16 protein-coding genes and 1 tRNA gene are annotated in these 11,756 nt (G+C 69.2%); 8 read left to right on the forward strand and 9 right to left on the reverse strand.

What is annotated here, in order from left to right:
• Nucleotides 1–454: site-specific integrase (locus VGJ24_RS10175; RefSeq protein ID WP_331500459.1), on the reverse strand; the 454-nt coding region annotated here is incomplete at its 3' end.
• Nucleotides 455–577: 123 nt separating this feature from the next.
• Nucleotides 578–654, reverse strand: a tRNA-Ile gene (locus tag VGJ24_RS10180).
• A gap of 71 nt (nt 655–725) precedes the next feature.
• Here VGJ24_RS10180 and VGJ24_RS10185 point away from each other — a divergent pair.
• The gene (locus tag VGJ24_RS10185; protein ID WP_331500460.1) at nt 726–1,799 is read left to right on the forward strand and encodes a phosphatase PAP2 family protein; all 1,074 of its coding nucleotides are present in this window, start codon (nt 726–728) and stop codon (nt 1,797–1,799) included.
• 22 nt (nt 1,800–1,821) lie between these two features.
• On the forward strand, nt 1,822–2,004 hold the full coding sequence (locus tag VGJ24_RS10190) for a hypothetical protein (RefSeq protein WP_331500461.1): 183 nt from the start codon (nt 1,822–1,824) through the stop codon (nt 2,002–2,004).
• A 9-nt stretch (nt 2,005–2,013) separates the two neighbouring features.
• Here VGJ24_RS10190 and VGJ24_RS10195 read toward each other — a convergent pair whose 3' ends face one another.
• Both VGJ24_RS10195 and VGJ24_RS10200 read right to left on the reverse strand, forming a co-directional pair.
• The gene (locus VGJ24_RS10195) at nt 2,014–3,033 is read right to left on the reverse strand and encodes a phosphotransferase (protein ID WP_331500462.1); all 1,020 of its coding nucleotides are present in this window, start codon (nt 3,031–3,033) and stop codon (nt 2,014–2,016) included.
• Nucleotides 3,020–4,015 (reverse strand): GNAT family N-acetyltransferase, encoded by a 996-nt coding sequence (locus VGJ24_RS10200; RefSeq protein WP_331500463.1) that lies wholly within the window; start codon nt 4,013–4,015, stop codon nt 3,020–3,022. Before VGJ24_RS10200 ends, VGJ24_RS10195 begins: the two co-directional genes overlap by 14 nt.
• 62 nt (nt 4,016–4,077) lie before the next feature.
• Here VGJ24_RS10200 and VGJ24_RS10205 point away from each other — a divergent pair, with 62 nt between their 5' ends.
• Both VGJ24_RS10205 and VGJ24_RS10210 read left to right on the forward strand, forming a co-directional pair.
• Entirely contained in the window at nt 4,078–4,821 is a 744-nt protein-coding gene (locus VGJ24_RS10205) for a PIG-L deacetylase family protein (RefSeq protein WP_331500464.1), read from the forward strand.
• Nucleotides 4,821–5,417 carry a dihydrofolate reductase family protein gene (locus VGJ24_RS10210; protein WP_331500465.1) on the forward strand — a complete coding sequence of 199 codons (597 nt, stop codon included), beginning with the start codon at nt 4,821–4,823 and terminating at the stop codon, nt 5,415–5,417. Before VGJ24_RS10205 ends, VGJ24_RS10210 begins: the two co-directional genes overlap by 1 nt.
• Nucleotides 5,418–5,422: 5 nt before the next feature.
• On the opposite strand, the gene VGJ24_RS10215 is transcribed toward VGJ24_RS10210, so the two are convergent.
• Nucleotides 5,423–6,190, reverse strand: coding sequence for a M23 family metallopeptidase (locus VGJ24_RS10215; RefSeq protein ID WP_331500466.1), 768 nt, complete (start codon nt 6,188–6,190; stop codon nt 5,423–5,425).
• A 3-nt stretch (nt 6,191–6,193) separates the two neighbouring features.
• Nucleotides 6,194–6,352, reverse strand: coding sequence for a hypothetical protein (locus VGJ24_RS10220; protein ID WP_331500467.1), 159 nt, complete (start codon nt 6,350–6,352; stop codon nt 6,194–6,196).
• Nucleotides 6,353–6,537: 185 nt separating this feature from the next.
• Between VGJ24_RS10220 and VGJ24_RS10225 the strand changes: the two genes are divergently transcribed.
• From VGJ24_RS10225 to VGJ24_RS10240, 4 genes are all read left to right on the forward strand, one after another.
• Nucleotides 6,538–7,278, forward strand: a complete 741-nt coding sequence (locus tag VGJ24_RS10225; RefSeq protein WP_331500468.1) for a hypothetical protein — start codon at nt 6,538–6,540, stop codon at nt 7,276–7,278.
• 177 nt (nt 7,279–7,455) lie between these two features.
• On the forward strand, nt 7,456–7,866 hold the full coding sequence (locus VGJ24_RS10230; protein WP_331500469.1) for a YciI family protein: 411 nt from the start codon (nt 7,456–7,458) through the stop codon (nt 7,864–7,866).
• Nucleotides 7,863–9,023, forward strand: a complete 1,161-nt coding sequence (locus VGJ24_RS10235; RefSeq protein ID WP_331500470.1) for an RNA polymerase sigma factor — start codon at nt 7,863–7,865, stop codon at nt 9,021–9,023. Before VGJ24_RS10230 ends, VGJ24_RS10235 begins: the two co-directional genes overlap by 4 nt.
• A gap of 115 nt (nt 9,024–9,138) precedes the next feature.
• The gene (locus VGJ24_RS10240; RefSeq protein WP_331500471.1) at nt 9,139–9,978 is read left to right on the forward strand and encodes a universal stress protein; all 840 of its coding nucleotides are present in this window, start codon (nt 9,139–9,141) and stop codon (nt 9,976–9,978) included.
• 34 nt (nt 9,979–10,012) lie between these two features.
• On the opposite strand, the gene VGJ24_RS10245 is transcribed toward VGJ24_RS10240, so the two are convergent.
• The 3 genes from VGJ24_RS10245 to VGJ24_RS10255 all read right to left on the reverse strand — a co-directional run.
• Nucleotides 10,013–10,357, reverse strand: a complete 345-nt coding sequence (locus tag VGJ24_RS10245; protein WP_331500472.1) for a cupin domain-containing protein — start codon at nt 10,355–10,357, stop codon at nt 10,013–10,015.
• Between the two features lie 512 nt (nt 10,358–10,869).
• Nucleotides 10,870–11,283, reverse strand: coding sequence for a VOC family protein (locus VGJ24_RS10250; RefSeq protein WP_331500473.1), 414 nt, complete (start codon nt 11,281–11,283; stop codon nt 10,870–10,872).
• A gap of 100 nt (nt 11,284–11,383) precedes the next feature.
• The coding region (locus tag VGJ24_RS10255) for a cbb3-type cytochrome c oxidase subunit I (RefSeq protein ID WP_331500474.1) at nt 11,384–11,756 on the reverse strand (373 nt) is incomplete at its 5' end.

Here is an 11,756-nt window from a genome sequence, read left to right on the forward strand (position 1 = left end):
TGGCCCTTGCAGGTTGCAACAAGGTGGCCCAACTCGTCCTCGGTGAGCACCTCGACCGGTTGCTCCGGCAAGGCGGCATCCGCTCGAACGGGCTGCGGTCGAGCTCACCGTCCTCAACCAGCCACCGGAAGAGCTGCTGCAGGCTGCGGTAGTGCTTCGCCACAGTCGCAGGTGAAAGCCGCCGGTCCTGCATGGAGACCAGGTACAGCTCGATGTGCTCACGGGTCAGGTCGTGGACCGCTGTCGGCATCCCGGTTCCCCTGAGGAAGTCGAGCAGACCGTTGCCGGCGGCGAGGTAGGAGTCGATGGTGAGCGGGGCTTTGTTGGTCGCGCGCAGATGGCGGCGCCAGTCGGGCAGCAGGATGCTGAGGTCGTCGAAGGCAACTGGGCGTGCCCTGGGGGGCGTCTTGGACCGTTCACGCACCCCGCGCGTCGCCGTTTCGCGCTCACTCATGGCGTGAGCCTCGCTGCGCGGCCCCGCTAACGTCGCGTCGAGCGGGGCGAATCCTTGCCTGTAGCAGCGTTGTGCTGCGGAGGTGAAGGCGCCCTGGAGCCCGTTGCCGCAGGTCAGCGGCACTGGTGGGGCGGGCGGGGCTCGAACCCGCGACCCAGGGATTATGAGTCCCTTGCTCTGACCGACTGAGCTACCGCCCCGCGGCACATTGTGCCCGCCCGCTCGCGCGACGTTTCGGCCGGAGGACCCTCGACCGGGTTGAATGTCCTCGATGGACGGGGCGGTGGGCGGTACGACGGAGACGCGGGCGGGTGCGCCCGACGCGGTCTCTCCTGTCCGCGAGTGGGGCTGGGTGCTCCGCGTGCTGACGCTGGTCGCGGTGTTCGCCGTCGTGGCGATCGCGCGCTCGCGACAGGTCGACGTCCCGTTCCGGGACCCTCACGGCAAGCTGTTCACGAACAAGCTCCTGAGCACCGCCCAGACGCTCCTGGTCGCCGTGGCGATCGACATCGTGGTCCGGTGGCTCCGCGGCCGTCGGCAGGGAAGGTCGCTCTGGCAGACGGCCCGCTCCCGCTGGACGCCGTACCGGATCGCGATGATCGCCGGGGCGCTGGTCGCCTACCAGGTCGTCTACCTGTGCTACCGGAACCTCAAGAGCTGGGACATCTTCCGCGCGCCGCAGGACGAGATGCTGCTGCGTTGGGACCGCTGGCTGTTCTTCGGCCACAGCCCGGCCGTCCTCCTGCATGACCTGCTCGGCGAAGACCTCGCGGCGCGCCTGCTGACCGACCTGTACGAGTCGTTCTCGACGCTGGTGACCATCGCCCTGGTCGCCGCGCTGGCGTTCACGCCGACGGTGCGCTCGGCGTACGTCTTCGTCGTCTCGGCGATGTGGGCCTGGATCCTGGGCGTCGGGTCCTACTACCTGATCCCGTCCCTCGGCCCGTTCCACGCGGCTCCTGCGGAGTTCTCCGGGCTCACCCGGACCTCGATCCAGCGGACCCAGGAGGCCTACGTCGTCCAGCGCGACCACCTGCTGGCGAATCCACACGCGCACGATGCGTTCGCCCAGATCTCGGCGTTCGCGAGCCTCCACTGCGCCCTCACGTTCCTGGTGTTCCTGATGGCGCGCTACTACGGGCTGCGTTGGTTGTCGTGGTTGGTCGGACTGTTCCTGGTCGGCACTTTGCTCGCCACGGTGTACCTCGGCTGGCACTTCGTCGTCGACGACATCGCCGGCCTGGCCCTCGCCTGGGTCTCGGTGCAGCTCGGAAAGTGGACCGTGCTGGGTTCGTGGAGTTCCCAACGTGAGCGCCGCGAGCCTCTAGAATCCGGCCACGTGTAAGGGCGACCCGACGGAGGCTCCGGTGAGAAATCTGTTTTTCATCCTGGTGATCGTCTGGTTCGTCCTCGGCGTGAGCGTCGCGAACGACCGCGGATACTTCGACAGCAACGCCGACCGCACCTGCACCTTCGTCGGCAGCGGACTCCTCACGGTCGTGGCCGGCCCGATCAACTACCTCGGCGTGCATCCCAAGGCGGCCTGTTAGCGCGGTCTGTTACGGCGCCCTCCCGACCGGCGGGTCAGCGTCGAGGGTCCCCAACCAGGTCGCGGCGACCGGACCCCACTGCGCCAGCTCGTCGTCCGAGAGCGACGGCTGACAGCGCACCCACGACTCCACCCGGCCGAGCCGGCCGAGCTGGAGGGCCGCCGGCAGCGCGGCTCGCAGCTCGGCCGCCGACACGAGGTCGCTCCAGACCTCGAGCGCCGCGTCGACCACCCGCCACAGCCGTGCGTCGTCGCCGTCGGCCTGGAGCTTCTCCCCCAGGATGTTCAACGGGATCAGCAGCACCCCGAGTGGCTCGGTGACCAGCGCGTCTCCGAAGTCGAAGAACCGCAACCGACCGTCGACGTCGAAGACGTTGTTCTCGTGGAGGTCGTTGTGGTTGAGGGTCGTCGGGAGCCCGAGCCCGGTCACCTGCTCGGCCCATCGGCGTACGGCGGGAAGGTGCGCCCGCAGCCGTGCCGCCACGTCGGGAGCCAGGCGGCGCGGGTCATCGGGTGCCAGCGCGGCGTACTGCTCGATGCGCGCGGACAGGTAGTCGACGGCCGCCTCCGGTCGGAGCTCGGTCATCCCGAGGGCCAGCAGCTGGGCGTGGTGCGGCACGAGCTCGCGCTGGAGGAGGGCGGCCTCGCGCGCGAGCCGGACCCAGTTCTCGAGGTCGTCGCCCGCGGTCTGGTAGAAGACGTCGCCCTGGTCCGGCGTGATCAGGAGGCCGTCCCCGACCGCCCGCACCGGAACGACGCGATCGGGCACGAGCCGCGCGAGCGCCGCCATCAGCGGCAGCTCGATCTGCTGGCCGGGGCAGTTCTGCTTGGCGTACCAGACGCCGTCGGCCGTCTCGACCCGCCACACGGTGGCCCAGCCGCGGAGCTTCTGCTGGGTCATCGAGGTGACCGGCCCGACGATCCCCTCGCACCACTCTCGGATCTCGGCGCGGAACTCCTCGGTCCCCCACCGCGACGAGAGAGATCGGTCGCGCGGCGGGAGCGCGTCGTACCACTCAGGCATCGGCATCCCGACGCTGCATCTCGAGCTCGCGCTCGACCGGCGTGAAACCCAGCTCGCGGTTGATCCGCTGCATGAACGTGTTCTCGACCGCGTTCCACGTGTGGACCAGGCGACGCTCGGGATGCTCGGCCGCGAGGATCCGCAGCATCGCCACCTTCAGCGCCATCCCGAGACCGTGCCCGCGGTGCTCGGGCATCACCAGCGTGTCGTCCTGGATGACGTAGTCCGCGTCGCGGGCGAGATAGACCAGGGTGTAGCCACCGAACACTCCGTCGCTGCGCCGGCGTGCGACCGCGACGACCTGGTCGTACGCCTCGGCCGTGCGCTGCTCTCCTTCGCGCACCCGGTCGACGGTGATCTCCACCGGCTGGTGGTCGACTTCGCCCGACGGCGCGTCGCGGCCCATCTGGGTGTGCATGGCGGCGTAGGCCTCGACCAGGTCGTCAGGGGCACGATCCCGCCAGGTCACGATCTCGTAGCCCTCCGGGACCCCTGGGGACGCCTCGAACCGTGCGCCCTCGACCGGGAGCGACAACACGTGGTGATCCTCCTCCTGCACGACCGCGTAGCCGAGTGCCGTCGCGAACCGGAACGCGGGGGACGGATCGCCCTCGACCGGCTGGTTGACCTCCCCCAGCAGGGTCGTCCGGCCGGCGCTCCGGGCGCGTCGTACGAGCTCGTCGTGGAGTGCCAGGCCGACGCCGCGGCGCCGGGCGTCGGGGTGGACGCCCACCTGGACATGGGCAAGGTGCAGGTTGTCCTCGACCGTCAGGGCCAGATCGGCGGTCCCGACGATGCGGCCGGCGTCCCGCGCGACCAACAGGGTGCGCCGGGAGTACGAGCTGGGCCTCCGGACCATCTGGAGCAGCTGGGGGAAGGTGCGCAGGACCGCGTGGGGGTGGTCGGCCCGGAAGGCTGCCTGCTCGACGTCGAAGAACTCGCGGAGACCGGGGTCGTCGTCCGGGTCGAGCTCGGCGATCTCGGGCATGACGACCACCCAACCCGACCCCGGCCTGTCGGGCCAAGCCATTTGGCGGCATGCTCGTGGCCATGGACACGCCTCCACCGCTCGAACCCCTGCCCGAGGACTGGACCCGCGCGCTGGCCGTCGTCGCGCACCCCGACGACATGGAGTTCGGCTCGGCTGCCGCCGTCGCGCACTGGACCGCGCAGGGCAAGGAGGTCATCTACTGCATGGTCACCTCCGGCGAGGCCGGGATCGACTCGATGGACCCCGACGAGTGTCGCCGCGTGCGTGAGGCCGAGGAGATCGAGTCGGCGCGGATCGTCGGCGTCGACACCGTGGAGTTCCTCCATCAACCCGACGGCATCCTCGAGTACGGCGTGCCGCTGCGGCGCGAGATCGCGGCGGTCGTGCGCAAGCACCGGCCCGAGATCGTGATCACCGGAAACTTCCACGAGACCTTCGGCGGCCGCATGCTCAACCAGGCCGACCACATCGCGACCGGCCGCGCCGTGCTGGACGCGGTGCGCGATGCCGGCAACCGGTGGGTGTTCCCCGAGCAGGTGGTCGACGGGGTCGAGCCCTGGGGCGGCGTGAAGGCGGTGTGGGTCGGGGGCTCCCCCGAGGCCGGTCACGGGGTCGACACGACCGACACCTTCGACAAGGGCGTGGACTCGCTGGCCGCCCACGCGGCGTACATCGAGGGGCTGGGCTGGGAGAACTGGGATCCGCGGGAGTTCCTCGAGGGTTTCGGCCGGCAGACGGGACAGCGGATGGGCGTCGCGTTCGCGACCGCGTTCGAGGTCTACCCGTTGGGCTGGGGTGACTGATGGCCTACCTGACCTCGGACCCGGGGGTGTCCCTGGACGGGTTCATCGCCGGCCCGGACCAGACCCTCGAGCACCCGCTGGGGATCGGCGGCGAGGCGCTCCACCGATGGATGTTCGAGGAACCCGAGCAGCACGCGGCCGAGATGGACGCGATCACGTCTGCCGGCGCCTACATCATGGGCCGGAACATGTTCGGCGCCGGCCGCGGTGAGTGGGACCTCGACTGGAAGGGCTGGTGGGGCGACGACCCGCCGTACCACGGCCCGGTCTTCGTGCTCACTCACCACGAGCGCCAGCCGGTCGAGATGCAGGGCGGCACGACGTTCCACTTCGTGACCGGAGGCCCGGAGGAGGCGCTGCGGCTCGCGACCGACGCCGCCGGTGACCGGACGATCTCGATCGCCGGAGGCGCATCGACGATCAACCAGTTCCTGCGGGCCGGCCACATCGACGAGCTACGGCTCCACGTGGCGCCCATCGTGCTGGGCTCGGGTGAGGCGATCTTCACCGACCTGAAGGGCTTGCCGCTCGAGGTCGCCTCGACCAGGTCGACGTCCCTCGTCGCGCACCTGACACTGAAGCGAGTGCGGGGGTAGCTCCCTCAGGCGACGGGATCGAACGTGTCGTCGATGACCTTGTTGCCGGTGCGGGCGAACAACCGAAGCGCCTGGCGCACCCCTGGAATGCTGCCGGTGGCGAACGGCGAGTCCGCTCCCATGCCGACAACCGTCATCTGCCAGGCGCGCACCTCGTGCTTGGTCGGCGCGGTGTAGTTGCCAGAGACCTTGAGCCGGTGGCCGGTCAGGTGAACGCCGTTGAGCACGTCTTGGAGACGACGTACGGAGTTGGAGTCCTCCACGCCCAGCTGGAGCTTCGAGACGAACACGTCGCCCACCGGGATGGTGAAACCCGGACCAGGAGCGCGCGAGAGCTCCGGCTTGCGCGCGACGCTGCAGAACGTGAACGGCGACGTCCGCTCCTCGTAGTGGAGATGCGCACCGAAGAACGGGCCGATCGAGCCCTTGACGTGCCCGCTGTTCCCGGAGAGACCGATCCGCTGGCCGACCCGGACCTCCTTGTCCTTCTTGACCAGGATCTTGCTGAGGTGGCAGTACCCGTGCCGGACGCCTCCGGACTCGATCACGACGTGGTTGCCGTACGACTTCCCCCAGCCTGCGTCGACATCGCGGACGACGAAGAGCACCCGTCCCTTGGCGGTGGCCAGGACGTCGAAGCCGATCTGACCACCGGTCGAGTAGTCGTCGCCGGTATGGATTCCTCGGCCGTCGGCATCCTTGTCGCAGCTCCACAGATCGCTGCGCGAGCCGTACGGCGTGGTGATCGTGAAACCCGGGATCGGATGGCCCATCGCTCAGCCCTCCGTGCCGTCATCGGGTTCCGCGTCGGGTTCCGGGTCGGGATCGTCGGCCGGCGTGTCCGCCCCGTCGTCCAGGCCGTAGCCGAAGCCGGTCGTGTCGTCGAACGGGTCGTCGAGGTAGGCGTCGTACGTCGCAGTGTGCTGCTCGGACATCTCTCACCCTCTTGGACTGGGTGCCCGAGCCACCTGTGTACGGGACGTCCAGGCTAGGACGGGGACCGCGCCCGACGCGTCACCCCTCCGACTGATCTCGGTCGGGAATCGGTCTCATGGGCGATGTGCCGCCGCGGTAGGCCCTGCCAGCATCGGACGATGGGACTCGCGGAGGTCGCCTCGAGATGAAGGTCATGGTGGCGCCGCAGAAGGTGGGACAGGGCTTGGCACTGAACCTGGCGACGGTCCTCGACCGCCGGCCGCTGGTCGTCGGTCTCACCGAGATGGACCTCGGTCAGCACTCCTTCGTGCCCACGATGCGCGAGACGCTCGGTTCGTCGTACACCGTGATCTCGGACGCCACCGTCGGCGTCCACTCGCAGGAGATCCCGGTCGCGATCCGCAACGGACCATCCACGTCGGTCACCTCATCGAAGGTGGTTCAGATCTCCCCGGACGTCGGCACCAAGGGCACCGGCAACGACCGATACCTGGCCACCGTCCGGTTCCGCCACCACGGCAGGGTGTACGTCGTCATGCACACCCACACCAACGCGGTGATCCAGAGCCACACGACGCTGAAGATGCTCGACAACGAGCGTAAGAGGGTCACCGCGGACGCGATGCAGACCATCGAGGACAAGGCCGACCTGGTCCTGAAGGACCCCCGGGTCGCGGCCCTGTGGATCATGGGCGACTTCAACATCCTGCCGGCCCCGCCCGACATCGAGTGGGAGCACTCGCCGCAGGCGATGTTCCGGCGGCTCGGGATGAAGAGCGAGAACACCCGGGTGGTCTACCTGGCCTGGTCGAAGGGGCTGCACCGGCGTGGCGACCTCGAGGTGATCGGCGCACGCACGGCCCGGAATGCCTCGGACCACGCGTTTCTGGTGAGAGGCTTCCGCCGCGCACCCACCCAGCCCTGAGCGGCGACGGAGGGACGGGGCGGCCTGGGCCGCCAGGCGGTTACTGACGCCCTCGACCGGTTCGACGTCTCCGGGCCGAAGCCGTGTTCGGGCACCGATGTCGAGAAACCCCGGCCCGCGTCGTCCCCGGTGCGTACGCGGCCACAATGGTCGCGTCGTACCGAAGGAGACATTCCCATGGCAAAGTACCTGGTGCTCAAGCACTACCGCGGCGGGCCGACTCCCGTCGTGGAAATCGACCCGATGGACCAGTGGGCGCCGGCCGACGTCGACGCGCACGTCCAGTGGATGCGCGACTTCGCAGCCGACCTCGAGGAGACGGGCGAGTTCGTGGACCACCAGGCGCTGTCGCCCGAGGGCACGTTCGTCCGGTACGGCGGCGAGGGCCGGCCGCCGGTCACCGACGGCCCGTTCGCGGAGACCAAGGATCTGATCGCCGGCTGGATGATCATCGACGTGGAGACGTACGAGCGAGCCGTCGAGGTGGCGGGAGCGTACTCGGCCGCACCAGGCCCGGGCGGCAAGCCGAACTGCGAGTGGCTGGAGGTACGTCCGTTCTACGGTTCCCCGCCCGCCATCTCGGAGTGAACGAAGCCACGCTGCGGGAGCTGATTCCCGCGGTCACCGGCGTCCTCGTCCGTCGAGGTGCCGACTTCGCGACGGCCGAGGACGCCGTGCAGGACGCGCTGCTGCGGGCACTGGCCACCTGGCCGTCGGATCCCCCGGCGGATCCGAAGGGATGGCTGATCACGGCCGCCTGGCGCAAGTTCCTGGACGCGACCCGAGCGGAGAGCTCGCGGCTCGCCCGCGAGGCCCGGGTCGCGTCCCAGCCACCGCCGGGCCCGACCGAGGCGGCCCTCACTGAACACGCGGCCGACACCCTGCAGCTCTACTTCCTCTGCGCCCACCCGTCGCTCACGGCGGCCTCCGCGGTGGCGCTCACGCTGCGGGCGGTGGGCGGTCTGACGACGCGCCAGATCGCGGAGGCGTACCTGGTGCCGGAGACGACCATGGCCCAGCGCATCAGCCGGGCCAAGCGCACCGTGTCGGGCGTGCGCTTCGACGAGCCAGGAGACGTGGCCACCGTCCTGCGGGTGCTCTACCTGGTCTTCAACGAGGGCTACAGCGGTGAGGTCGACCTCGCCGACGAGGCGATCCGGCTGACCCGTCAGGTGAGGTCGATGACCGACCACGAGGAGGTGTCGGGCCTGCACGCGTTGATGCTGCTGCACCATGCCCGCCGCGCCGCGCGGACGACACCCGACGGTGCCCTCGTCCCGCTGGCCGAGCAGGACCGGTCCCGGTGGGACAGCGACCTGATCACCGAGGGCGTGGCAGTCCTGCAGGCGGCCCTGGCGCGCGACCGGCTCGGCGAGTACCAGGCGCAGGCCGCGATCGCCGCCCTGCACGCCGACGCGCAGGCGGTGGACGAGACCGACTGGGTGCAGATCGTGGAGTGGTACGACGAGCTCGACCGCCTCACGGACAACCCCGTTGTCCGTCTCAACCGTGCCGTCGCAGTGGGTGAGGCGGAGGGAGCACAGGCCGGTCTGGCCGCACTCGCACGGGTGGATCGGGCGGTTCCCAGATACCCGGCTGTCGAGGCCCACCTCCGGGAACGGGCCGGCGACCTTCCGCTCGCGGCTCGGCTGTACGGCGAAGCGGCCCGGGCTGCCACCAACCTCGCCGAGCGCGACCACCTCACCCGACAGGCTGCTCGGCTGAACGGCGTGGTTCGGGGTTGATGGAGCTCCTCCACGGCCCGATGTCGGGAGCCCGCGCGATGACTGGAACGGCACGTGATCTCCCCGGGAGGGACCCGCTGTTGTCGAGCGCACGTGGAGGGACGAGTCTGGAGACGTGAACACACACAGACCGAGAATCGTCGTCGGATATGACGGCTCACCGGACGCCGATGCAGCCGCGAGCTGGGCCGGGCAGATGGCTCGTCTCCGTGGTGAACCCGTCGTGGTCACGATCGCCGTGGACCCGATGGAATCGCCGCGCAGACCGAACTGGCCGGAGTCGTGGTGGGAAGAGATCGAGAGGCAGGCCCGGGAGACCCTGGCGGGGGTCGGCGCCACGGACGTCACGATCGAGCGCCACTTGGCCGCAATCGTCACGACGCTGGTCGCCGCCTCCAGCGACGCTTCGATGCTCGTTCTCGGCAGTAGAGGTCATGGGCGGATCGGCGAGGCGCTCCTCGGATCCGTGAGCCAGAACGCAGCGCGTCAGGCGCAGTGCCCCCTGGTGGTCGTCCGTAGGGCACACGACGCCGACGCGCACCGGATCGTCGTCGGCGTCGACGATTCGAAGCCGAGTCTGCGCGCCCTGGAGTTCGCCTGCCGGCAGGCCGCCGCCACGAGAGACGCCGTGGTGCTCTACCGAGCCTGGAAACCGCTCACCATGCCCATCGACACGCACGGTGACGTGTCGGCGTCGATGTCTCGGACCCTGCTGGAGGAAGAAGAAGCGTTGCAGAAGTCGGTGGTGGAAGCGCGGACGCGCTACCCGGAGATCGAGATCGAGGGCGAGTTCATCGCTGAGCGTGCCGGCCAGGCCCTGGTGAGCGCCTCGAACACGGCGTCCATGGTCGCGGTGGGGTCTCGAGGCCACGGTGCGTTGGCCGAGGCGGCGCTGGGTTCGGTCAGCCACCACGTCCTTCAGCATTCCCGTTGCCCGGTGGCCGTCGTCCGCTGACACCCGAGCTTTCCTGGCCGCAGCAGCGCTTTCGCTACGGGGACGATGGGTCCCGCTTGGCCACCGTCAGGAGCACCACAGAGTCCTCGACGGCCTCCAGGGCATGTCGGGAGTCCGGAATGAACATCAGGTCGCCGGGGGAACCGTTCCATCGGTCCTCGCCCATCACGAGGGTCACCCTGCCTCGAAGCACCTGAACCGTCGCCTCACCGGGATTCTCGTGCTCGTCCAAGCCGGCACCGGCGATCAGTGCCACCAGGGTTTGACGCAGTACGTGCTCGTGACCGCCGTAGACGGTGTGAGCACTGCGCCCGCTCGACGCCGCCAGTGCTTGCTCCAGGTGATGGCGGGCCAATGCCTTCAATGACTCCTTCTGCATCGTGCTTCCCTTCAACGTGGATCAGCCGATGACCCGTCGTCGTCGCAGCGACAGGAGCAGGGCGCCGGTCGTGACGAGCGCGATGACCGTGACTGCCTCGAGACCGCCTGGAGACGTCGTCACAGTCCCGGCGGGAGCGCCCGCCTCGGAGCGCGGTACGGCGTGTCCAACGGCGCCGCATCGCTCCGTCCGGACCCCTCGGCCCCGTGCCCACCGGCCATGTGTCCGCGGTTCGCTTCCGCGGGTCGGCCCGTCGAGCCAGGGCGGGACCCGTCGCCGTCCGGGCTCGTTGCACGCTGGTTCCTCCGACCAGGTTGCTCGGGGGAACCAGCGCCCCACCTTCCACGACTGCGTAAGCGCGGAAGGGTCGAGGACAGCGACCGGATGATCGTCGTTGGCGGGGCCACATGTTCGAGTGTGACGCTGGGATGCACCTGAGCGTGAGGGGCCAGATCGGCCGGGTCCGCCGCCAGTGATTGCCGAACTTCGGAAGTCGACGCGGGGTTCGGATCTCAGCGGTACAGGTGGGGGCCCACCACCGAGCGGGGGAGCTTGTCCGGGCCGGGGTGGGCCATCAGGATCCGAATGCCGTCGGGATCCCGACCGGCGACGAACGTGACCCCGCCGCTCGTATAGGTGTCGGTGAAGCGGCCGAAGTCTCGGAGAGCGTGTTCCAGCACGTGCAGGTCGTCTGCGCTGTTGACCGCCCAAATCAGGCACTGCGGGCCGATCCCGCCCGAGGCGTGCGGGGTTCTGGCGCCGTGCCCGATCAGGTAGATCTGAAAGCCCCCAGGAGCGAGCAGGAGCGCAGCCTCGGGATCATGGATGGCCACCTCACACGCGAAGACATCCCGATAGAAGCCAACCGAGCGATCGAGGTCTGACACGAAGATCACTGATGACGTGACGCGGGCCGCGTGTTCCATGGTGTTCCTTGCTCTCGATGAACCTTGGTCTTCAGGGTCCCGACTCCCGCATGCTCGCCGCGATCGCGCTGACCGACGGTTCTGCGCGGGCTGCGACTGCTCAGACAGGTCGCCGAGCTTCTGCTTCCGGATGGTGCAGGTCGAAGGCCGGTGACTCGGAGCGGATCCGCGGGATGCGGTCGAAGTTGTGGGGCGGCGGTGGACAGCTGGTGGCCCACTCCAGCGAACGGCCCCAGCCCCACGGGTCGTCGACCTCGACCAACGGCGCCTTCCGGGAGATCCACACGTTGTAGAAGAACGGCAGCATGGAGGCTGCAAGCAGGAACGAGCCCACGGTGGAGACCTGGTTCAGCGTGGTGAAGCCGTCTTCTGGCAGGTAGTCGGCGATACGGCGTGGCATCCCCTCCACACCCAGCCAGTGCTGGACCAGGAACGTGGTGTGGAAGCCGATGAACAGCATCCAGAAGTGCACC

It is taken from the genome of Nocardioides sp. (assembly GCF_036493135.1).
Classification (GTDB): domain Bacteria; phylum Actinomycetota; class Actinomycetes; order Propionibacteriales; family Nocardioidaceae; genus Nocardioides.

What these genes read in the sequence shown, in the direction of transcription:
- VGJ24_RS10185 (WP_331500460.1), top strand. Translation starts at nt 726, where the DNA reads ATGGACGGGGCGGTGGGCGGTACGACGGAGACGCGGGCGGGTGCGCCC.
- VGJ24_RS10195 (WP_331500462.1), bottom strand. Translation starts at nt 3,033, where the DNA reads ATGCCGATGCCTGAGTGGTACGACGCGCTCCCGCCGCGCGACCGATCT.
- VGJ24_RS10200 (WP_331500463.1), bottom strand. Translation starts at nt 4,015, where the DNA reads ATGCCCGAGATCGCCGAGCTCGACCCGGACGACGACCCCGGTCTCCGC.
- VGJ24_RS10205 (WP_331500464.1), top strand. Translation starts at nt 4,078, where the DNA reads ATGGACACGCCTCCACCGCTCGAACCCCTGCCCGAGGACTGGACCCGC.
- VGJ24_RS10210 (WP_331500465.1), top strand. Translation starts at nt 4,821, where the DNA reads ATGGCCTACCTGACCTCGGACCCGGGGGTGTCCCTGGACGGGTTCATC.
- VGJ24_RS10215 (WP_331500466.1), bottom strand. Translation starts at nt 6,190, where the DNA reads ATGGGCCATCCGATCCCGGGTTTCACGATCACCACGCCGTACGGCTCG.
- VGJ24_RS10220 (WP_331500467.1), bottom strand. Translation starts at nt 6,352, where the DNA reads ATGTCCGAGCAGCACACTGCGACGTACGACGCCTACCTCGACGACCCG.
- VGJ24_RS10225 (WP_331500468.1), top strand. Translation starts at nt 6,538, where the DNA reads ATGAAGGTCATGGTGGCGCCGCAGAAGGTGGGACAGGGCTTGGCACTG.
- VGJ24_RS10230 (WP_331500469.1), top strand. Translation starts at nt 7,456, where the DNA reads ATGGCAAAGTACCTGGTGCTCAAGCACTACCGCGGCGGGCCGACTCCC.
- VGJ24_RS10245 (WP_331500472.1), bottom strand. Translation starts at nt 10,357, where the DNA reads ATGCAGAAGGAGTCATTGAAGGCATTGGCCCGCCATCACCTGGAGCAA.
- VGJ24_RS10250 (WP_331500473.1), bottom strand. Translation starts at nt 11,283, where the DNA reads ATGGAACACGCGGCCCGCGTCACGTCATCAGTGATCTTCGTGTCAGAC.